At 48.8% G+C, this 20677-nt stretch carries 20 protein-coding genes, 1 tRNA gene and 1 pseudogene; 12 read left to right on the plus strand and 10 right to left on the minus strand.

The features are described 5' to 3' along the window. On the plus strand, positions 1–226 hold a 226-nt coding region (locus J5224_RS15155), incomplete at its 5' end, for a hypothetical protein (protein WP_264626167.1). A gap of 64 nt (positions 227–290) precedes the next feature. Here J5224_RS15155 and J5224_RS15160 read toward each other — a convergent pair. The 7 genes from J5224_RS15160 to J5224_RS15190 are packed head-to-tail and all read right to left on the minus strand — an operon-like array spanning position 291 to position 9611. Beyond that, positions 291–698 (minus strand): SMI1/KNR4 family protein, encoded by a 408-nt coding sequence (locus tag J5224_RS15160; protein ID WP_180785923.1) that lies wholly within the window; start codon positions 696–698, stop codon positions 291–293. Next, the gene (locus J5224_RS15165) at positions 695–1315 is read right to left on the minus strand and encodes an HNH/ENDO VII family nuclease (protein ID WP_264626168.1); all 621 of its coding nucleotides are present in this window, start codon (positions 1313–1315) and stop codon (positions 695–697) included. The genes J5224_RS15160 and J5224_RS15165 overlap by 4 nt, the downstream gene beginning before the upstream one ends. Next, positions 1312–4563 (minus strand): ATP-binding protein, encoded by a 3252-nt coding sequence (locus tag J5224_RS15170; protein ID WP_264626169.1) that lies wholly within the window; start codon positions 4561–4563, stop codon positions 1312–1314. The genes J5224_RS15165 and J5224_RS15170 overlap by 4 nt, the downstream gene beginning before the upstream one ends. A 10-nt stretch (positions 4564–4573) precedes the next feature. Continuing rightward, positions 4574–5443 (minus strand): hypothetical protein, encoded by an 870-nt coding sequence (locus tag J5224_RS15175; protein ID WP_264626170.1) that lies wholly within the window; start codon positions 5441–5443, stop codon positions 4574–4576. Between the two features lie 14 nt (positions 5444–5457). Further along, on the minus strand, positions 5458–7716 hold the full coding sequence (locus J5224_RS15180) for a dynamin family protein (protein ID WP_264626171.1): 2259 nt from the start codon (positions 7714–7716) through the stop codon (positions 5458–5460). Between the two features lie 14 nt (positions 7717–7730). Continuing rightward, positions 7731–8705, minus strand: coding sequence for a dynamin family protein (locus tag J5224_RS15185; protein ID WP_264626172.1), 975 nt, complete (start codon positions 8703–8705; stop codon positions 7731–7733). A gap of 3 nt (positions 8706–8708) precedes the next feature. Further along, positions 8709–9611, minus strand: a complete 903-nt coding sequence (locus J5224_RS15190) for a helix-turn-helix transcriptional regulator (protein ID WP_264626173.1) — start codon at positions 9609–9611, stop codon at positions 8709–8711. A gap of 331 nt (positions 9612–9942) precedes the next feature. Here J5224_RS15190 and J5224_RS15195 point away from each other — a divergent pair, with 331 nt between their 5' ends. The 11 genes and pseudogenes from J5224_RS15195 (at position 9943) to J5224_RS15245 (ending at position 17657) form a co-directional block, all read left to right on the plus strand. Next, positions 9943–10818, plus strand: coding sequence for a GTPase family protein (locus J5224_RS15195; protein WP_264626174.1), 876 nt, complete (start codon positions 9943–9945; stop codon positions 10816–10818). An 83-nt stretch (positions 10819–10901) separates the two neighbouring features. Continuing rightward, positions 10902–11738 carry a DUF932 domain-containing protein gene (locus tag J5224_RS15200; RefSeq protein ID WP_264626175.1) on the plus strand — a complete coding sequence of 279 codons (837 nt, stop codon included), beginning with the start codon at positions 10902–10904 and terminating at the stop codon, positions 11736–11738. A gap of 215 nt (positions 11739–11953) precedes the next feature. Further along, positions 11954–12685: a helix-turn-helix transcriptional regulator gene (locus tag J5224_RS15205; protein WP_264626176.1), complete on the plus strand. Its 732-nt coding sequence runs from the start codon at positions 11954–11956 to the stop codon at positions 12683–12685. Between the two features lie 56 nt (positions 12686–12741). Next, the gene (locus tag J5224_RS15210) at positions 12742–12957 is read left to right on the plus strand and encodes a transposase (RefSeq protein WP_264626177.1); all 216 of its coding nucleotides are present in this window, start codon (positions 12742–12744) and stop codon (positions 12955–12957) included. Between the two features lie 51 nt (positions 12958–13008). Beyond that, positions 13009–13959 carry an inhibitor of vertebrate lysozyme family protein gene (locus J5224_RS15215; RefSeq protein ID WP_264626178.1) on the plus strand — a complete coding sequence of 317 codons (951 nt, stop codon included), beginning with the start codon at positions 13009–13011 and terminating at the stop codon, positions 13957–13959. 192 nt (positions 13960–14151) lie between these two features. Beyond that, positions 14152–14316, plus strand: coding sequence for a hypothetical protein (locus tag J5224_RS15220; protein ID WP_264626179.1), 165 nt, complete (start codon positions 14152–14154; stop codon positions 14314–14316). A gap of 51 nt (positions 14317–14367) precedes the next feature. Beyond that, a protein-coding gene (locus J5224_RS15225; RefSeq protein ID WP_264626180.1) for an IS3 family transposase occupies positions 14368–15593 on the plus strand; the annotation gives its coding sequence in 2 pieces (ribosomal slippage) (positions 14368–14713 and positions 14713–15593; 1227 coding nt in all). A 30-nt stretch (positions 15594–15623) separates the two neighbouring features. After that, positions 15624–15941: pseudogene (radC, locus tag J5224_RS15230) on the plus strand (RadC family protein); the annotation flags it as partial. 39 nt (positions 15942–15980) lie between these two features. After that, entirely contained in the window at positions 15981–16316 is a 336-nt protein-coding gene (locus tag J5224_RS15235; RefSeq protein ID WP_264626181.1) for a type IV toxin-antitoxin system YeeU family antitoxin, read from the plus strand. Between the two features lie 69 nt (positions 16317–16385). Beyond that, entirely contained in the window at positions 16386–16706 is a 321-nt protein-coding gene (locus J5224_RS15240) for a toxin (protein WP_264626182.1), read from the plus strand. Positions 16707–16823: 117 nt separating this feature from the next. Then, positions 16824–17657: a DUF4942 domain-containing protein gene (locus tag J5224_RS15245; protein WP_264626183.1), complete on the plus strand. Its 834-nt coding sequence runs from the start codon at positions 16824–16826 to the stop codon at positions 17655–17657. Positions 17658–17959: 302 nt separating this feature from the next. Here the strand turns inward: J5224_RS15245 and J5224_RS15250 are convergent. The 3 genes from J5224_RS15250 to proB all read right to left on the minus strand — a co-directional run bounded on the left by J5224_RS15250 (position 17960) and on the right by proB (position 20591). Continuing rightward, positions 17960–18035 (minus strand) — tRNA-Thr (locus J5224_RS15250). A gap of 188 nt (positions 18036–18223) precedes the next feature. Next, on the minus strand, positions 18224–19477 hold the full coding sequence (gene proA / locus J5224_RS15255; protein WP_264626184.1) for a glutamate-5-semialdehyde dehydrogenase: 1254 nt from the start codon (positions 19475–19477) through the stop codon (positions 18224–18226). Between the two features lie 10 nt (positions 19478–19487). Next, positions 19488–20591, minus strand: coding sequence for a glutamate 5-kinase (proB, locus tag J5224_RS15260; protein ID WP_195314039.1), 1104 nt, complete (start codon positions 20589–20591; stop codon positions 19488–19490). Positions 20592–20677: the final 86 nt, after the last annotated feature.

The following is a 20677-nucleotide window of genomic DNA, read 5'->3' on the forward strand; positions in this document are numbered from 1 at the left end:
TCAACGAACTGCTGCCTTGGAGAGTAACGCTACCTGCGGAGTAATCCTGTCAACACGGTTCTCGCTGCACGCTTACTTCCAGGACATGCCAGAAAACGATAAGTTTATCAGTAACTTTCTGGCCAAGTCCAGATTCCAGTTCTTTAAATTGTATTATTATTTTCAAACCAGTCGATCAGTTCACGAGCGCTTTTGCAGTGTGGGTGGCTTGGTTGAGCTATGGTGATTTATAAATCTGTAAAGTGAAAAACAGCAGAGCCTTTCGACTCTGCTATGGAAGGAGACGTCTACTATTGAATATCAAACACGGTTTTTAGCAGGAATGTTTCGAGCGATTCATTGCTACACTCCTGAACGCCAGACACCATTGACCAGGTTAAAATCTGCCGTGCCTGATTGTCGTAAAGATAATAGTAACCATCGCCAATTTCGCACAGTGGAACCGCCTGTAACGGATAATTTTTGCCCTCGCGCAGGGGGACTATTGCACTCAGAATATTCAGGTGGGACGTGACGGGTATGCCGAGCCCATAGAGTTCGGTTGCACCGGAAGCAATCAGACCAAACAGTGCAAGATAGGCTCGGTATTCTGGGGAAAATGCGATTTGTAGCGTCTGTTCCGCTGCGGCAATTTCCTGCTCGCTTGCTGGGCGAGTAATGGCATTGTGCGCTGCAACCTGTTGTTCTACCTGTTTCATGCTCCCTCCTGTTCCTGACGTTGTTTAATCTCTTCGGCTCGGGCTTTCCAATGATCCTCTCGTTCTTTAGCAAAGGAACCGCGATCGATCTCCGATTCTTTTGTGGTGTCGTGAAGTACCGTATTATTGCCGCCTTCCATGTGCTGCTCGTGGGTCAGTTCCGCCAGCGGAGAATCCGATTTCTGCCCGATGTGGTGCAGTTCAATGGGTTTACCGTTCTCATCCAGCGGTGGTTTACCCATCTCCATTCGTTCAAGGTTGGTATTACCCAGTACGTCAATTTGTTCTAGGTCGATGTCGTTATTTACTAGCGCATCTTTACCATTTACGGGCTGACATTCCAGTCCCGCTTCCTGATAGATTGTGGCTTCCTCTTCACTGCCGATGTTGTCGATAACCTCCTTGCTGTAGCCATCTTCTGTAAGCACCTCTTTGGTCTCTTCGGTCAACTCAGTGAGCCCAAGGCGCAGACCACACTGTTCGGTAGCCTGTTTAATGAAAATAGGTTTATCGAGTTCTTTTAGCGAAACATCTCTACTGGGAAGTTCACCCATTCTTTCCATGAGTGTTCCCACCATCTCTTTTTCCAGCTCTTTAATTATAATTGCCTCAATCATGCGACAGCCTCCGAGGTAATGTAATCACGCCATTCGGCATACACAGGCAGAAACTCCTCGCTACGGGTAACCAGATCGCGCATAAAGCATTGTTGTATTGCTACATTGAGCGATTCGGGCAACTCGCCTGCCTGCCGGGTAATCAACCGACGGAACGTTGTGTCGAGGACATCAAACCCTGACGCTTGTCGCACACAGCGTTCAATAGCGGAGGAGTAGCCGAACAGATTAACCACGATGTTCGCCAGTCGGGCAAAATTCTGCTCCTGATGCAGTTCGAGCATTCCCGTTTCTCGGAAAGCAGAAAATAACGATTTTAAGTGGATTTTTTGTGTCGTAGCGAGGTTGCTGCCATCCAATTCAGCCTCTAGCGTCTCAAGTGATATTACCTGTGGGACTGGTACGCGTGGTGACAGTAACCAATTGAGCAAATGTTGGTTGAATTGCTGCGCGTTAGTCGCCATGGATGTGGGAGCATCGTAGTGATACAGCACTTCTTTACCAGCAAATTTATTCACTCGGCAAAGCACGGGTTCAAGCCAGTCATTCTGGTAAACCAGCGCGACCCCTTTTGGAAAACGCGCCAGTTCATCGAGCTGCTCATCGTTCAGCCCTGCGGATTTCCCAGCAATCCGGCGATCGGCTTCATCCGGCAACCGCATGATAATTTTGGTGTTTGTATTACGAATGGCCGAAATATCAACGGCATAAGGGGATTGATCGGCAATGATAAATCCTTCGCCCCAGGTACGCATTTCTGCAATCGCATTGGCGAGCATTTCAACGGATTTTCCGGTAATGTCGTTGCCTTCTCCGCCGCTTGTGCTGCCACGTTTCAGAATGTTGTGAGCTTCTTCTAGTACAGTGACATGTTTTAATGGCTGATTCATACCGGAGTTTGCCGCGCGGTATTCGCTCAGGCGGATCACCAGAATGCCCATGATCAGCGATTTTGTCTCCTGCGCGCCGATACGACTGAGATCGATAATGACTTTACGGTCGAACAACTCCATGCTGTCGATCTCTTCGCCGCAGAATATCTGTCCATTCAGCCCATTGGTCAGCGATTTAACGCGAGTCACCAGCGAACCGGTGTAGTTACTTTTTAGTTCCTGCGAATAGGCCGAATCATCAATCACGGCTTGTAACTGCGTCAGTAGATCGTTAAAGGTCGGGAACAGTGCTGGCGAGAACTGGTTTATAGAGTCGACCATGTTCCAACCGCATTCGCTGTAGCTTTGTAGAATCGCCTCTTTGAGGATAGCTGGCATGGCCGCATACATTGGCCAGCACATAGAAAACACTTCCACTAGGCGATCGATATGTTCCAGAACGTGGGTTTCTGGTGGAAAACGGAACGGGTTAATCCGCAGCAGCTCGCTGTAGCGCGTATTGCTGCCCAGAACACGCACGTCAGGGTGATGACCAAAGATATGTTTATATTCGCCTTTCGCCGGTTCAATGACTAGAAAAGGGATTCCGTGCTGGCCCAGTTGAGAGAGCAACTCATAAATGGTGTTGCTTTTGCCTGCACCAGTCGAACCGGTCACAAAAAGGTGGCTTGCCAGTTGGTTAACATCAAGATTGATGGTCTGTGGCAAGTCGTTCCACAGGTGACGGATCTGGCCTAGACAAATTTGTCGTTCACGCTTTTCCGTTGCGTTGTTGCTGTCCAGACGTTGGACTTTGCGGCCAAACGCCTGAGTTTGCAGAACGGCAACTGTGGAGGTTGAGCGGCGCGGCAGGCTTAACTGAATGGCCATCTCCTTACTGGAAACTAACGTGGCGGGGGTCAGGAAATCAATGTTGATACCGGCTGAAAACATTGGAGTCAAGTGCGGATGCGTCAGTGTTGTCAGCCATTCGAGCACCATTTTTTTTTCGCGTGACTGCCATGTCGTCAGTGCGAAATCCTCGGTGCTAGAGCGGCTACCGCGCATTAACCCAAGAAAAATACTAGCAAGTGATTCAGAGGATGCGGTGCTGTCGCCGATGAAATAGGCTGCAGTCTGCCATCCACCATAGGTGCGAGCTTCGTTCACTCTTTCCAGATGGTGATCCACTTTTTCGAGCAGCTTCTCAACGGTTTTGTCGGTGATGTCAAAGGCAATTTGCCGAGTATTACCTTGAGTTTTATTCAGCGAATGGCTGTCTGTCCGGGTGGTGGTATCTGTCTGGGTCGTCGTGGTCGAGTTAGCATGCGACTGGGTAGCCGTCTGACTACTGGAAACACCGGCTGAACCGCCACTCGTTTGGCTAGCAGAAATGTTACGTTCTAGAACATTGTGTTTCAGCAGACAACCCAAGCTGCGCATTGGCCCCATGGTGTCACCCTGCTGGTATGAGCGCTGGAACTCATCAACAGTACGCGTGAAGGCGTTGCTGGCACCGCTGGTGTAGGTATTACCCCAACTTGAACTTGTTGATGTACCCGCCGTGTCCGAGGTACCTTTGGTTTCCGTCATTCCTAGGCTTTCGCCCAGCGATTGACTCAGTCCCTCACTGATGCTCAGGCCAATACTTTCACTGTCCTGCGCACCGTAAGAGTAATTACGTTTTACAAGCCCAGAAAGCTGGGTAGCAACCTGCTCATAGCCTGTACGGATCACCTCAAGATTCTGCGGAGAGATAGGTTCTGCAAGAATCAGCGCTTGATAGACACGGCTTTCCGCTGCATCAATAAAGTGCTCTAAGCCTTGCATAAAGAGATCATGGTTGTCCGTAGATAACGACGGCACTCCGGTTACGGCAGTGATTGACGCAGAGGGTTCATGCTGCTGAGCCAGTGCACCATCCAGCAGCTCATCCGTTTCGGTTGCGGCCAGAGGGATGAGATGGCTACCCGAAAAATGGCCCTTGAAGGTTTCTTTGAGCAGTTCGCCAGCGCTGTGTCCCAGCGTTTTACCGGCTGTTCCACGCGTACCAATGTACAAATGTGTTTCACGACCGTCAGATTTCAGAAACAGGAAAACGGTATACCCGGCTGCGCCGAGCGCCGTGTAGGCCGCAGTCGTGCTTTCAAGCACCGACTTCTTGTTCTCCTGCACGATACGCTCAATGCGAAAGATCCGAACATCCGTAGCGCGGTTGACCGCAAGCCCCGTCTGGCTGGCGAGATCCTGGAGCGGATAGTGCTTCATTTCTGCCAAATAGCTGCGATTAATTAAGGATCTCGCCGCTTGGAGAGAGACCTCTGCGCGCAGTTCTAACTCCTGCAAACGAGTTGGCGTGATGATTGATTGTGCCATAACGTCATCCTTAAAGTAGTGAAATGACTAGAGCTGCAAGCAGAGCCAACGCGCCACCAGCCAATAATGCAACGCGCAGGAAGCCAGGCTGTACCGACGATGCAGTGGTAGTGGAAGACGACGCGGTACGATAACCTGACTGGTCGTGCTGCTGTGGCCGAGATTGCGGTTGTCTCCGAGTGATAACGATGCGTTCAAACCCTTTAACGCCGCGCTGACGCAGCATGTTACGCACTTCAATCAAATGCTTAAAACGGGATTCTGCAAAGTTAACATTGGTGTAGGAGGTTTGGAGATAATAATACTCCGCATCCCACTGAGTAGGATCAAGTATCATCTTGCCTGCCAGAGCGTTTTCTTCGTAGTCTATGAAGAGGTCCGGCACGCGCTCATGGGTCCAGCGAACGGCTTGGGTGACTTCATCTATTGTCAAACGGTTATCTTCCAGCTCGTTAATCAACGCTGAACGTGCCAGGCTAGTCGTACGGTTAAGTACCATATCTGCCAGGTTATCGCCCGGCGTATAATCGCCAATGCCGTTATTGTTTGTCATTTTTTTGGTTTCCTGTGCGGTAGCTGAAATTCTGACAAAACCCGCTATCCCCTCATTCATGAGATGTTCACGAACATCAATAAGATGGTTAAGGCGTTTTTGTGAAAAATTACGCTGCGCCAGCTTACGCTGATGGGCAAAATAACCTGCGTTCCAGTCGAGTTTGCTCGGCTCGATGGACTCAAGAAGTTCATTCACCTCATAATCATCAAAGACCGTATTGTTCGGTACTGCCAGGAGAAGTTGGCGCAGAGCGTCACTTTCCAGTTCGTTTTCAGCCAAGTGCTGTAGCAGCGTCTGTCGAAAAGCCTGCATTATGTCGTCCATTGAAAGTTCCATCCTCAGATAGCCAGCGTGTTATCAAGCTTTGTTTTGAAATCATTAATCCAGCGCTGCTGCTCTTTTGCTTTGTTAATCGTTTCCTCACGCTTTCCTTTGTCGGTGAGTTGTGTCTGGAGAGCATTGACCAGCGCGTCGAATTTTTCGTTAAATTCACGTTCAATAAAGGCTAGGTAATTCTCTACCAGTTTGTTTTTATCGGTTTCAAATTTTTCAAGAGCACAACTGCGTAAGTCGTTAAATGCACTTTCAACCAGCGTTCTTTTCTGTTTCCAGACATCGTTCATATCTACGTATTTGACATCTCGGTATTCGTAGACAGTACGAGTACTTCCCCAAGAAAAAGGGTTATACCAGCGAGAATTGCTGACTTCTCTCTGCCCGCTGACCACCTGTTTTATTTGAATGTCACGGTCATTAAGGTCGAGATTGAGTGATACCCCCTGAATACTCTCTTTCAGTCCCTGTAGCATAGGGAGAGATAGTTGGCGGGTTTCGTCAAAAATACTCGTAATAAATTTCTTGTACTCATCATTTAGCTCATCTTTTATGTGCTGTTGGCTTGCTTCGAATACGGTTTCAAAATCGCCAATCAGGTCGTTATGTAAGAAAGAAAGCTGGCGTTCTGCATTGCTGAGTTCAATCTGCGCGCGGCTAGCATCCACTTCACCCTGAGAGCTAATGGTGTTACTCAATTCATTCAATATGCCACGGAATTTTGCATCCGACGTGGAGAATGAGCTACCAACGAATTTCGGCAAACCTTTACCTTCGCGGCGCACGCGATCCTTGTACGTTTCAGTGTCCAGCCCTTTCTTACGACGTTCCTGCAGCAAGATGATCTCATCGTTAATCAATGCTAGTTCGCTTTCCTCTCGCTGGAGTTGTTCGGCCAATTGTGTCTCTTTCATCCCGAGACTAATAGCACGGTGCAGAGCGGTATAGGCACGGTTCAGGCGAGTTGGGACATTATATTTATCAATGTATTCATCAATCATCACTTCTACGGCAGGAAGGCCGCTACGTTTCAGAACACCGCTCAAACCACGTTCTTCTAAGCTGCGGCGCACGCGTGAAGTCAGTGGCATATAGGACGGGAAATCCATCATCGGCTCTTCAACAAACAGCTCTGTCAGAGTGTGTAAATCTCCTCGCTCTTTCTTGGTCAGGCTGTCGGGATGTTTGCGCAGTAGGCGGGTTAGATGGGCTGAGACCGGATAAACCTGCGGATTGCGGATACCATTGGCTTCCAGGTATTCAGTTACACGCCCCAGAGCAGCCCCCACATCTTCCCCACTTTCTGGATCGAAGGCATCCATTTTGTTGACCACAAAAATAAAGCGATCTTTGCTCTGCTTACCACCTTTTTGCATGGTTTCAGCCACTAGGCTCAGCAAGTTTCTATCGTCATTCGTACCCAGTTGCGTTCCGTTTAGAACATACAAAATCAGAGGATTACGGCGCGAATCTTTAATAAAACTCATAGTTTTAAGTTCGTGGCCTGCATCCTGGCTGTTATTTGGCCCTGGAGTATCGGTTAACACCAGACGTACATGGTCGCGTGGCTGCATCGCAACAATATTGCCGCATAGCTCTATCTCCTGCGTACCTTCCATGCTATTCCATATTTTAAGCGTCTCGATAGAAACATCTGGATGAGACTCTTGCTCTCCCTCAACTGAGAAGCGGCGAGCTAAGAAGCGGCTTCCGGTGGTTTTATCATCAATAATCTGTGCGATTGTCGCCGTTGTTGCTTCGTTGGCAGCAGGGAGCAAATCCTGCCCCAGCATGGCGTTAATTAGCGTGGATTTTCCGGAAGACATGGTTGCGACAACATAGACGTTAAAGTCGTTGTTAAACGCCTCGTGAAAATCGTTGCGCACCTGTTCATTATCTTCTATGTACTTGCTGAACTGATCATTTTTCTTTGCCTCTGCCATCAGAGCATTGATTTCGTCCAGACGATCTTCCGTTGCCCGCACCGGTTCCCAGCGTAAAGCAATTATCATGCCATTTGTACGGGCATGCTCGGCTGCGCCCTGCACATCGATATAATCAGATTCCACCCCTTTAAATGTCACGTCGAACTGCGTTTCGCCATTGAGTAGAGCCTGAATTTCGTTAAACAGAGACTCAACCCACAACTGCAGACGTGCCTCTTTATAGTCCGATAATTTGCAGCCAGGGGCGGGTTCGGTTCCATTAATCAGAAAAACTGATTCCACAGTAAATGGGTTGTGTTCTATATAAATGCTATTCATAGTTATCCGTGAGATTAATTATGTTGTGATATATAAAGCTCAAGGGTACGAATACCGCTATAAGCGATGAATTGATTGAGTTCTGTTTTATTAAAAATGCCAAATTCCGCATGTTCAGATTTAGTTCTTTTTAACTCGGCGTAGATCTGACGCTTAATCACAGAGGGAATGTTTGAGGCGAGATTAAACAAATATTTATTCTGATGAAAACGCTGTAATTCCGTCTGCAAACGCCTGTGCTGAGTACGGGTTACAGGCTTTCTATTAAGGATTTTTCGGGCAATTAATGACATCTGCATCATAGCTGGAATAATAATTGGCTGCCGGAAACCAATACGTTCAAGATAATCACGAGATTTATTCAAAAATAGCTCTATAGATTCACCATGCTCTTCGTCCAATTCGTCGACTTTGTTAAGGATAAAAATAATAGAATCGTTGGTCGTCAGATTCACATTCTGTTTGATTTCCTGCAATAGACACTCATCATCACGAGTTGCAAGTTGGGTTGCGTTGAGTACATAGACTAGAAGTTTTTTGCCTGGTAGTGCGAGAGCGGTATTCAACAGTATTTTATGGCTCATATCCTGGCTGTTATTTGGACCTGGGGTATCGTAGATAGCTAGGGGACGTACAGTTTTGCGCAATCCCGCAATGCGGCAGCCAAGGTTGATGCTGCTAACCGCCTGATGATCGTTCCATTGACGCAATAGTTCACTGTATACGTTATCCGACTGCGCGTGAAGCTCTCCATGGACGGTATAACTTGCACCCTCAACCCGCTGGCGTAAATTACGATTAGGGATAATGCGGGTGAGCGTTGCAGTTGCAGCCTCGTTTGCTGAAAACAACAGATCATCTCCAAGAAGAGCATTAATCAGTGATGTTTTTCCCGCACTCATGGTTGCAGTAACAATGACGCTACAGTGTTGAGAGGCTGAAAAAGCTTTTACTGGCGATTTTGCTCTGTTGCGTTTTATTCCTGCCATTGACTATCCTTGTATTCCTAAATAATGACGCATAGTGGTTTCTAGTTCTTGTCGTAAACTTTCTGGCGAAACGATCCTCACGTGGGGCAGCCAATATTGCACGATAGGTAAAACTTCGTTTTTATGTGAAATACGAGCGGAGATAATTAATCCTCCATCAGTCAGTTCTTTTTCTACTACTTGGCCGATGACTAAATCTCGGCGCTGAAAATATTCTGCAACCTCAGGTGAAACTTTTATGACAACTTCGAATTTAAGCTCATTACTCCAGACGCTTTCTTCATTTTTCAAATCATTGAGTAGGATGCTGGATCGTTTAAAAATATCAAATGTGCAGTGTAGGGCTGAAATTTTGCTAAGGGTGAATTTCTTCATTTTCCCATTATGATTTGCTGCAAGATACCAGATGCCGCTATGGTTAATTAACTGATATGGTTCAACATGGTAGGTGTGGTGCTCTGCTCGTTTAAAGTAGCTAAAGTCAATGCGGCGACATTCACTAATTGCTTGCTGCAAACGTGTGAAATTCTCTGTTTGCTGTGCATTTTTAATATAACGATGTCCCATCACTAGGATGTTTTGCTCAGGTGTTGGATAAAAGACTGATTGTAGTATCTTCTTATCTAGTGCTGGAAATAATTCTTTAACACCAGCAACCTCAGCGAAAGTATCAATACTGGAGGCATCAAATTTACCTAGGTACTCGACACGTAAACTATAACTGTTCTTAACGGTATCTTTTTCGACGCCAGCGATAGCAAGGCGATCTTCAATGTCACGGCGAATAGTACGTGGATGAACCCCATATTCTTCTGCCAACCCGTTCAGCGTTAAAGTTTCACCGCGGTTAAATCGTAATAAGATGTCGGCCAGACGCGATGCCAACAGAAGGTTCTTCTTGCCCATCACTTTTTCCTTGTGTGCTCTTATATTACCGAGCTTACCCCTTGCCGTTGACAGGTTATGTCATCAGTGAATAAAAAGTATTGATATGTTCAAGTTTCACAGGGATAGGATTTGGTATCGGCATAAAAATAAAAAACTTGAGGATGTTAAGATCTCCCCTGTTTTGTGCAATCGTATACTTACTCCTGACCGGTACACGTCTTACCCCTTACCAGATAGTTTAGAGACCCATATTACAATAAATTTCAGATAGATATTATCCCCATGCACACCCCAATCTGTGGCGGTTTGCAATAGCCGCCACGCCGTTCTGTCTGTCTGAGAAATCTTTATGCCCAACCACGAGAATCTGCGAGAGATACAGGCGTCGCTGTCAGTATTGCCGGATAACCTGCACCAGCGAGTCATTGACCACATTGAACAACTGATCCAATACGAACCCGTCATCGGCATTATGGGGAAAACCGGTGTAGGTAAATCCACCCTGTGTAATGCATTGTTTCAGGGGAAAGTGTCCCCGGTCAGTGATAACTGCGCCTGCACCCGGCAAGCTCTTACGTTCCGGTTGTCATCGGGGCAACGCAGCATTCTGTTTGTCGATTTACCCGGTGTCGGTGAGAGTGAGGATAGGGATCGTGACTATGCTGCACTCTACCAGCACTGGCTGCCGCGCGTTGATATTGTGCTCTGGTTGCTTAAAGCCGATGACCGAGCGCTTTCCATTGACCAGCATATCTATCGCACCGTTATCGGTGAGCGCTATCGTGACAAGGTACTGTTCGTCCTGAATCAGGTGGATAAGCTGGAGCCCAGTCACGAATGGGACTGGGACACACAGCAACCCTCACTCAATCAGTCAGGCAATATTTATGCCCGTCGTGTCGCAGTGCGTTCCACCTTCTTTCCGACCCATCCGGTCTGCGCCGTGTCGGTAAAAACCGGCTGGGGCATGGCAGCAATGGTGGAGACGCTGTTTCAGTGTTTACAGCCTAAGGCCAGTAGTCCGCTGTCGGTTCGGCTACAGCCCAACTGGCGGTCAGTGGCTATTGAGAGTCGGGCTCGGGATGATTTTGCCCAGTCGGTTGGCGACATACTTGATAGCGTGATTGCGTTACCTGCCGTCCCAGCACCGCTAAAAATGCTTATCGGCGGCCTCAAACAAACGGTGGTGTCACTCGCCCGTTCCTTGTGGTCCTTGCTGTTCTAAGCAACACCTAACCTTTTCATCCCATCTGGCCCTGTCGCTTTTGCGGCAGGGTTTTTATTTATTCTTTTTCTGAGGACATTCCTATGGTTCGTTTAGCTTCCCGCTTTGGTGCTGCCAATGTTATCCGTCGTGACCGACCGTTAACACACGATGAATTGTTCCGCGTGGTCCCCAGCGTGTTTAGTGAGGACAAGCACGCGTCGCGCAGTGAACGTTACACCTGTATCCCGACCATCACCCTGCTGGATAGCCTCCAGCGTGAAGGGTTCCAGCCCTTCTTTGCCTGCCAGACTCGCGTCAGGGATATCGGTAAACGCGAGCACACCAAACATATGCTACGCCTGCGCCGGGAAGGACAAATCACCGGCCAACAGGTGCCGGAGATTATTCTGCTGAACAGTCATGACGGCTCAAGCTCGTATCAGATGTTGCCGGGGCTGTTTCGCAGTGTGTGTCAGAACGGCCTGATTTGTGGTGAATCATTGGGTGAGGTTCGGGTGCCACACAAAGGCGATGTGGTTGGGCGGGTGATTGAAGGGGCTTATGAAGTACTGGACACCTTTGAGCGTATCGATGAGAAGCGGGATGCCATGCAGTCACTGTTGTTGCCGCCACCGGCTCAGGTTGCGCTGGCAAAGGCGGCGCTGACCTACCGCTTTGGCGAAGACCACCAGCCGGTCACAGCAGCGCAGATACTGGCTCCACGCCGCTGGCAGGATGAATCCAACGACCTGTGGACCACCTATCAACGGGTACAGGAGAACCTGATAAAAGGCGGGCTGACGGGTCGCTCCGTGCAGGGAAAGCAGGCCCGGACACGAGCCGTCAAAGGGATTGATGGCGATATCAAACTCAACCGAGCGCTGTGGGTGATGGCGGAAACCATGCTGGCTCATCAACAAGGGCGTCTTTCAGTATGATAAACATTAACAGGGATTACCACTACGGACACATCCTGTCCGCATAAATCCTCGGGATAAAACAAGAAAACGCAATTTTATCCAGCCAACCCGCGTTACACCTGCCTTACCTCTGAAATAAAAATATTTTTCATAGTGTCCATACCCTGACCCTCCCCCTCGTTAAAGTATTCATATCTATTTTTAGTCAGTTAACTTTGTACGGAGATGAAATCATGCCTAAGGCAGAGCGTCGTTATGATCGTCTGGCTATCAGGTTGTCGTTGATCATCAGCCGTCTGTTGGCCGGAGAGACGTTAAATGTTAGTAAACTGGCCGCTGAATTTGGCGTGTCGGTACGTACTCTGCGCCGGGATTTCCGTGAACGTCTGATGTATCTGGATTTGGAATATAACAACGGAAATTGCCGACTGCTCACAGGGCATAACATTGTGCATCCTGATCAGGTAGCACTTACATTTGCCCGTCAATCCGGTGTCGCTGGTATGTTCCCAGACCTTGATAGTCGCCTGGTAAACATCCTGCTGGCTGGCAGTGATGATGCACCATGCCTTATCTGGCATGGTGTCACGAATACAGCTACGTCACTGTCTGGTTCCTTCTATCGACTTGCTACCGCCATTACGGAGAAACAACGCGTATGCCTTTTGGCTGATGGTAATCGCTGTGAGAGGTTAGCCCCTTATCGCCTGATTCTATTGGCTGGATGCTGGTATTTGACAGGAGAATATCAGGGGCGCATCGCAGTTTTTCCGCTAACGGATATACATGCTGTCACCTTCTCGAAAGAAACCTATACACGCAGTGAGGTGATTTATCGACTTACGGCAACCCCGAGTTTCATCACTGCACTGCCACACTTTCGTTTTATCCGCGAAGTGATGTCAGCATTCGCTACTGTCTCAGCACCTGTAGCAGAAATTATCTGCCAGGGAAATGAAAGCTGAGACGATTCAATAATTACTAACGCGTTAACCAATAATTAAGCACAAAGGAGAAGATTATGGGATTTTGGGATGCAGCGGGAAAATTAGCCAAAGAGGTAGCAAAAGATACATTAGATAATGTTCGTGAGATGAAAGAAACCCACGAAAAATTGGATGGAAAAAACAGTGCTGAGCTAAAGAAAATAATGAATGATGATGGTTTCTTTAGTAGTGCAACTGACATGGAAAAACGGCTGGCAAGAAAAATCCTCCGGGATCGTGGCGACATTTAATTATTTCAATAGGGCTGATATTTCAGCTCTATTTAAGTTTAAGGAAACACGATGAATATCTATATCAGAAATACCATCTGGGCTACGGTATCTCTTCCACTACTGAATACTGTTGTCTGCGCTACTACCGGTGCAAAAACAGCAAGCGAAGCATTACAATGTAAAATAATCAGTGTCGGAAACCAAATCCAAAATACATGTCCCTATCCTTCAGAACTCTACAGCAGCGATCCCCAGTATAAAAAGGATATCGACGCCAGCATGGACGCGGTAGGCCTGAAGAATCTGATGGAGGATAACACACCGTTAGATGGCCCAGAAAGTCCATTATCCCCCATTGAAATAGCAGGTAAAGTTTGGTTGAAGGGATCAATGTGTGAAGCACATAATTGTGGTGGGCATTATCTCAATTTTCTTTATCAACCAACTGATCATCGTGTTTTAGGGTATTACTTTGGTGAAAGGAAAGGGTTCATCGGTGAGCCCGGAGAAGAGGAAAAGAAAATATTGTTTGCGGATGAAATTGAGAAAAATGAAACCGCGAAGCGTATTGCGGAAGCGAATAAGTCTGTTGCTAATAACAATCCAGATGCTCCACCACCTAATACTATCTGGGAATTTACCAATAAAAATGGACAAACACTCTGGCAAGCCTGTGGTGGCTCAAACAGCACATGCGTACTGATTGCTAGTGCAAAATTTCATGTTGCTGTGTTTAACCGAGTATCGAAGAGTGCTTGCGCTTTTGGTGATTTGTATATTGTAAATCGTGGTGATATTCAGTCTTGGCAACAGTATGATACTGGGATCTGTAGCCCTAATGCCTATATTACGCAAAGCAAAACTTATGGTCTTCCTAACGTTGATATTGGGATTAATGGCGTACTAGTTAAACGCTATCCAATCGGTGCGTGGTCCTTTAATAAGGAAAAACACGATCCTGTCTGGCTTAGAAACCGAAAGTATGGTGAAAATAACTCTTTTAGCAATCCAGATAAGTAACGTAAGAAAAAGGAATTAGCGTTAAATAATCAACGTGCTATATAGTAAATATATTTATTCATCTATAAATCATATTAAGTGATATATCAATCTGTTTTAATGACTATTTATTAAATACGTATATCTTCTTTTACTCAGGCCCCAGTTACTCAAGCAACTGGGGCCTTTATCTTTGATAAGGAAATGCATGAAATGCAGCATACAAAATGCTCTTCAATAGTACTCGCCCGAGAGCAACGCATCATCCAGATGGCGCTGTGCCTGCTGGAAAAACGGGTGCGTAAAAACGCACGCCAGTTCAAAACGTCTGAGGACACCAAAAGCTGGTTAATGCTGGAACTCAGTAGCCTGGTGTAGTAGCCCCCATTTAAACCGGACACTTCATCAATAAGACATAGGCATAGACCTATGTTTAAGGAGTGTCTTGTGCAAAGAATCGAAGTGATCACTGGCGAGCAGAAGCGACGCCGTTATACTGCCGAAGAAAAGTCCCGTTTTGTTGCGCTGTCCATACAACCCGGCTATTCCGTTTCTCTGGTTGCCCGGCAATATGGCATTACACCCAGTCTGCTTTTTAAATGGAAACGACTTATGAACGAAGGTGGCCAATCTGCGATCGCTGCTGGCGATGACGTTGTTAGTGTTGCTGAAGTTAAGGCACTGGAAAAAAAGGTAAAACAGCTTGAGCAGATGCTGGGACGTAAAACAATGGAAGCCGAAATCCTCCGCGATGCGCTGGAGATAGCGCAGTCAAAAAAGTTGATATCGCGCATGCCATTGCTGCCACCGGACGATATCCCCTAATCCGGATAACACGGGTACTGCAGGTATCACGATCTAATCTTTATGAACGCCTGAGTGGGCAGCGGATGCCCCGTATGGCGCGTTACAGCAAAGAAGCGGATGAGGAATTATTGCCATCAATCAGACAGATATGCAGCCAGCGCTCGACAAATGGCTATCGCAGGGTCACCGCACATCTGAATCGCAGGTTAAAGGAAGACGGTCGCCGGGTAAATCCAAAGCGGATATACCGGATCATGAAACACCATAACCTGCTGCTGGCAAAATCGGGGCATGAGAAAAAACACCGCAACCCTACCGGTAATGTGATCACACTGAAACCGGATACCCGGTGGTGCTCTGACGGCTTTGAAATCCGCTGCTGGAACCGTGAAGTAGTACGAGTGGTGTTCAGCCTGGACTGCTGTGACCGAGAGGTTATCGGCTGGAGTGCCACCACAGGGGGTATCAGCAGTGTAATGGTACAGGATCTGCTGACAGAAAGTCTGGAGAAGCGGTTCGGTAACGCACTGATGGTCCCACATGCAGTAGAATGGCTGACTGATAACGGCAGTTGCTACATAGCCGATGCCACGCGTAAGTTCGCCAGTTCACTGGGGTTCATCGTGTGTACAACCCCAGTACGTAGCCCGGAAAGCAACGGCATGGCAGAGTCGTTCGTCAAGACGTTCAAGCGGGATTACGTCTACGTAAATGACCTGCCGGATGCAGTATCAGTGATGGAAAAAATGGCAGAATGGATGGAGGACTATAATAACCTGCATCCGCACAAGGGGCTGAACATGAAATCCCCACGCGAATATCGCGATGCCATGTTAGCTGTTAATTAGCCGTGTCCGTTTTAGTAGGGGCAACTCCACCTGGAGCGTGAAGTCTTTATGGTGCTGTATCTGGATAACCAACACCGTCTGATAGAAAAGGAAGTTATCGCGCTAGGCGGTATCAACAGTACCGAAGTGCATCCACGTGAAATCCTCAAAGCCTCACTACGTCACAACGCAGCCGCCGTGATACTGGCACACAATCATCCCTCCGGCTGGGCAGAGCCCAGTCAGGCCGATCGCCATATCACCGACACACTGCAAAATTCCCTCTCACCGCTTGATATCAGAGTACTTGATCACCTGGTTATTGGCGGCGCGGAAGTGGTGTCGTTCGCTGAACGTGGTTGGCTGTGATGACCACATTTACCGCCGTGTTTTTATAAGGAAGCTATCATGCCATCGTCTGATACCCCGGAATGGGGACTAAAACGTGCCGTTACTCCACAGTTCGGAGCTAGGCTGGTGCAGGAAGGTCACTATCTTCATTATCTGGCAGACCGGGCCAGCGTTGTCGGTACGTTTAGCGAAACGGAAGCCCGTAATCTGGAACAGAGTTTTCCTGAGATGATTAAGCAGTTGGAACAAAAACTGCGCTTGGGTGAGTTGAATCCTCGCCAGCAGGGCTGCATTACGCTGCATTGCAATGAATGGACCTGTGAAGCCGATACGTTAGGCAGTTTTGGCTATGTGTATATTGTTATTTATCTGACCTCTGCTGTAACACACTGATCCGTTGTTTTTCTCCCCGTCTTTGGCAATTCCCTGATTTTATCGACTTAACCTGAAGAGAGTATTTCCATGCAAAGACCACCTGCAATCCCGCCACGGGAGGATAACCCCTGTCCGTCACCTGTAACCGTCTGGCAGCAACTACTTACCTACCTGCTGGAAAAGCACTACGGCCTGACGCTGAACGACACACCGTTCTGTGAAGAAAACGTCATTCAGGAGCATATCGATGCTGGCGTCACGCTGGTCAATGCGGTGAATTTTCTGGTAGAGCGCTACGAACTGGTGCGTATCGATCGCAACGGCTTTAACTGGCAGGAGCAATCACCGTTTCTCACGACTGTCGATATCCTTCGCGCCAGACGTGCAACGGGCTTACTTAAGGCATAAAAATCCCGAGCTGTTTTCCAGTAACACCACACTAAACCTATTTATCTCTCTCCCCGATGCATAATGCGCCAGCCCTTACCGGCTGGCGCATTTGCTTTTATGTATGGACCACAAACTATGCAAACTGAATCCGAGGTTTTGACCGAACACACCGAGCTGATCTGCTCGACCAATATCGAACGTATCGTTACCGGACGTGATACCGCGCTGCAACAGATAGAACAGCTCCTCAACCAGCTACGGGCGATCTCAACACTAACAGCGACTATTGGTGGCGGCACCGCTGAAGACTGGGCGTTAAAGCAAGGGCATCGCTACGATTGCTGGCTAACAGAAACGCCTGACAAGGCGATGCCCGCCATCATCCGCACGTTGGATCGCAATATCTGGCGCGACCTGATGCTGAAATCCGGCATGTTGTCGCTGATGGATGCCGAAGCGCGTAGTCAGTGGCACAAGAATCTGGATGAGGGTGAGCTACCGGCTATCAGCGAAGCCAATATCCTCAGCACCTTTGAGCAACTTCACCAGAGTAAGCTGGAAGTATTCGAGCGTGGGGTCATCAACGTATTCAAAGGGCTATCGTGGGATTACAAAACCAATCACCCTTGCTACTTCGGTAACAAAATCATTATCAGCAATCTGGTGACCTACAACCGTTGGGGGTTTGGCCTGAACTGGGGCTGGCGACGCGATCAACTGGCCGATCTAGAGCGTATGTTCTATCTGCTGGATGGTAAACCGATCCCCGATAACCGGGGTGATGTCACCATTCGACTGATGGACCATATCCGCGATAATCCTCACAAGCAGGAATACGAGGATGAGTTCTTTAGTGTGCGTTATTTTCAGAAAGGCACTGGGCATCTCACCTTTAAACGTCCTGACTTGATCGAGCGGATGAACGACATTATTGCCAAGCATTATCCAGGGATGTTGGCAGCGAGGTAGGTAGTCACTTGCAAACTCACATACCCTTATATAAAAATACTGGGCCTCAGTGATTGCTATTTCCGCTATTAATAGCAGGAATAGCATCATAGCAAGGGGAGCAGAGTGATTAGCCACTAGAGTTTGAGGAAAAAACCAGATGAGATTCCTAGACCTAAGCCACGATCGATTTCGCAATATAGGCGTCATTCATCTATAAAGAGTGTTGATCTGAGTTGACAGAATTTACTTACATACGCCGTTACATAATGTTTTAGGACACAACGCAAGCAACCTAGAATATACGTAACTCATTGATTTTATGGTGCCGATAATAGGAGTCGAACCTACGACCTTCGCATTACGAATGCGCTGCTCTACCAACTGAGCTATATCGGCCCTGAGACACGTCAGTGAGCACTGACGGTGGACTACGGGGTGACAAAGTAGTGAAATCACCGCAGCAAGTCAATAGTTTTACCGTCCGTTTGCTGGTTTTGTAAACGACCGAAGGAATAACAGGATTCTCTCATTATTTTCACTGCTAATAATGGAGAATCCTATAACTTTCAGACTTAAGGCAGCGGTCAGGCGCGAATTAAGTCTTCGCCGTAACCAATCCACTTGTAGGTGGTCAACGCTTCCAATCCCATCGGGCCACGCGCGTGCAGTTTCTGTGTGCTTACCGCCACTTCGGCGCCCAAACCAAACTGTCCGCCATCGGTAAAGCGGGTGCTGGCATTGACATACACCGCCGAAGAATCCACCTCGCGCACAAAGCGTTCCGCATTGCTGATGGAGCGCGTCAAAATGGCATCGGAGTGCTGCGTGCCGTGTTCACGGATATGCGCAATGGCGGCATCCATGTTGTCCACCAGTGCCACATTGAGGTCGTTAGACAGCCATTCGTCATCGTAATCCTTGGCTTCCACCGCAACCACGTTGGCAGGCCCGCTTTGCAGCGTGCTCAAAGCTTCCGGGCTGGCGTGCAGCGTCACCCCTGCTTGTGCCATTTTCTCGCTCAGTGCAGGCAGGAACTGAGCAGCAATGGCGCGGTGAATCAGTAGCGTTTCCAGGCTGTTGCACGCGCTCGGGCGTTGTACCTTGGCGCTTTCAATCACGGTCAACGCTTTAGCAAAATCAATACTCTCATCGGCAAAAATATGGCACACGCCAATTCCACCCGTGATCACCGGAATGGTCGATTGTTCGCGACAAAGTTTATGCAGCCCGGCACCACCGCGTGGGATCAACATATCCACGTAGCGATCCAGTTTAAGCAGTTGGTTGACCAGCTCTCTGTCCGGGCTTTCAATCGCCTGAACTGCAGCAGCGGGCAGCCCACTTTGTGCCAATGCGCGTTGAATCACGCTCACGGTAGCCGCATTGGTGCGATACGTCTCTTTGCCACCGCGCAAAATCACTGCGTTACCGGTTTTCAGGCACAGGCTGGCGACGTCCACCGTCACATTCGGACGCGCTTCATAGATAACCCCCACCACGCCCAACGGCACGCGACGGCGCTCCAGTTTCAATCCATTATCCAGCAGGCGGCCATCAATCACCTCACCTACCGGATCATTCAGGCGGCAGACCTGACGCACATCGTCAGCGATGGCGCTCAACCGCTGTGGCGTGAGCAGCAACCTATCTTGTAACGCGGCGCTCATGCCGTTTTGCCGTGCATCCGCCAGATCCAGCGCGTTAGCGGCCAGGATCTCTGCACTTTCCGCTTCCAGCAGGTCAGCAATCACGTTCAGCGCCTGGTTCTTCTGCACCGTACTCAGCACCGACAGGTGATAGGAGGCTTGTTTAGCCGCTTTGCCCATTTTTTCCAGCATGGCGTGCTCCTTAATTGATAATCATGTCGTCGCGATGAACGGCCACCGGGCCATACTCATACCCGAGGATATCGGCAATCTGCTGCGAGTGGTGCCCAGCGATCATGCGTAGCGCATCACTGTTGTAACGGGTTACTGCATGCGCCAAATCGCGTCCAGAAAGGGTACACACACGGATGACCTCACCGCGAGAAAAGTTGCCCTTCACCTCGCGAATGCCTTTTGGCAACAGCGAGCTGCCACGTTCAACGATCGCGGAAAGCGCACCGTCATCGATGGTGATTTCACCCGCTGGCGGTGCGCCGAAGATCCAGTGTTTGCGGCTTTCGAGCGGCGCTTCCACGGCGTGAAAACGGGTACCGACCGACACGTTGCCAATCACATCACCAATCACATCGGCGCGGTTACCCGCCGCAATGATCACATCAATCCCGGCGCGGCAAGCCACGTCGGCGGCCTGCAATTTGGTCGACATCCCACCGGTGCCAAGGCCGGAAACGCTGCCACCGGCAATCAGGCGCAGTTCATCGGTAATGCCTTCCACTTCCCGGATCAATTCCGCCTCCGGGTTGGAGCGCGGATCGGCGGTAAACAGGCCAGCCTGATCGGTCAGCAACAGCAGCTTGTCCGCATCTGCCAATATCGCCGCGAGCGCTGACAGGTTGTCGTTATCGCCAACTTTGATTTCAGCCGTCGCTACCGCATCGTTCTCGTTAATCACCGGAACAATACGGTTGTCCAACAATGCACGCAGCGTGTCGCGGGCGTTGAGGAAACGTTCTCTGTCTTCCAGATCCGCGCGCGTCAGCAACATCTGACCAATATGGATACCGTAAATAGAAAACAGTTGTTCCCACAGTTGAATCAAACGGCTCTGCCCGACTGCAGCCAACAGTTGTTTGGTGGCGATGGTGGCAGGCAATTCAGGATAACCCAAATGCTCGCGCCCGGCGGCAATCGCCCCAGACGTCACAATCACAATACGGTGTCCGGCCGCGTGCTGCTGCGCACACTGGCGAACCAATTCAACAATATGGGCACGGTTCAAGCGGCGCGATCCACCGGTCAACACGCTGGTACCCAATTTCACAACCAAAGTCTGGCTGCCACTCATGATTAATCTGCCGTTAATGTTGGTCAAAACACGAAATAGTGAAAACGTTGCCACAGAGCACGTTCATAATGGCAACAGAGATTACG

Source organism: Candidatus Symbiopectobacterium sp. NZEC135 (assembly GCF_025962695.1).

What these genes read in the sequence shown, in the direction of transcription:
- J5224_RS15245 (WP_264626183.1), top strand. Translation starts at nt 16,824, where the DNA reads ATGCAAACTGAATCCGAGGTTTTGACCGAACACACCGAGCTGATCTGC.
- J5224_RS15190 (WP_264626173.1), bottom strand. Translation starts at nt 9,611, where the DNA reads ATGGGCAAGAAGAACCTTCTGTTGGCATCGCGTCTGGCCGACATCTTA.
- proB (WP_195314039.1), bottom strand. Translation starts at nt 20,591, where the DNA reads ATGAGTGGCAGCCAGACTTTGGTTGTGAAATTGGGTACCAGCGTGTTG.
- proA (WP_264626184.1), bottom strand. Translation starts at nt 19,477, where the DNA reads ATGCTGGAAAAAATGGGCAAAGCGGCTAAACAAGCCTCCTATCACCTG.
- J5224_RS15205 (WP_264626176.1), top strand. Translation starts at nt 11,954, where the DNA reads ATGCCTAAGGCAGAGCGTCGTTATGATCGTCTGGCTATCAGGTTGTCG.
- J5224_RS15175 (WP_264626170.1), bottom strand. Translation starts at nt 5,443, where the DNA reads ATGGACGACATAATGCAGGCTTTTCGACAGACGCTGCTACAGCACTTG.
- J5224_RS15210 (WP_264626177.1), top strand. Translation starts at nt 12,742, where the DNA reads ATGGGATTTTGGGATGCAGCGGGAAAATTAGCCAAAGAGGTAGCAAAA.
- J5224_RS15200 (WP_264626175.1), top strand. Translation starts at nt 10,902, where the DNA reads ATGGTTCGTTTAGCTTCCCGCTTTGGTGCTGCCAATGTTATCCGTCGT.
- J5224_RS15170 (WP_264626169.1), bottom strand. Translation starts at nt 4,563, where the DNA reads ATGGCACAATCAATCATCACGCCAACTCGTTTGCAGGAGTTAGAACTG.
- J5224_RS15185 (WP_264626172.1), bottom strand. Translation starts at nt 8,705, where the DNA reads ATGGCAGGAATAAAACGCAACAGAGCAAAATCGCCAGTAAAAGCTTTT.
- J5224_RS15165 (WP_264626168.1), bottom strand. Translation starts at nt 1,315, where the DNA reads ATGATTGAGGCAATTATAATTAAAGAGCTGGAAAAAGAGATGGTGGGA.
- J5224_RS15215 (WP_264626178.1), top strand. Translation starts at nt 13,009, where the DNA reads ATGAATATCTATATCAGAAATACCATCTGGGCTACGGTATCTCTTCCA.
- J5224_RS15160 (WP_180785923.1), bottom strand. Translation starts at nt 698, where the DNA reads ATGAAACAGGTAGAACAACAGGTTGCAGCGCACAATGCCATTACTCGC.
- J5224_RS15220 (WP_264626179.1), top strand. Translation starts at nt 14,152, where the DNA reads ATGCAGCATACAAAATGCTCTTCAATAGTACTCGCCCGAGAGCAACGC.
- J5224_RS15180 (WP_264626171.1), bottom strand. Translation starts at nt 7,716, where the DNA reads ATGAATAGCATTTATATAGAACACAACCCATTTACTGTGGAATCAGTT.
- J5224_RS15195 (WP_264626174.1), top strand. Translation starts at nt 9,943, where the DNA reads ATGCCCAACCACGAGAATCTGCGAGAGATACAGGCGTCGCTGTCAGTA.
- J5224_RS15240 (WP_264626182.1), top strand. Translation starts at nt 16,386, where the DNA reads ATGCAAAGACCACCTGCAATCCCGCCACGGGAGGATAACCCCTGTCCG.
- J5224_RS15235 (WP_264626181.1), top strand. Translation starts at nt 15,981, where the DNA reads ATGCCATCGTCTGATACCCCGGAATGGGGACTAAAACGTGCCGTTACT.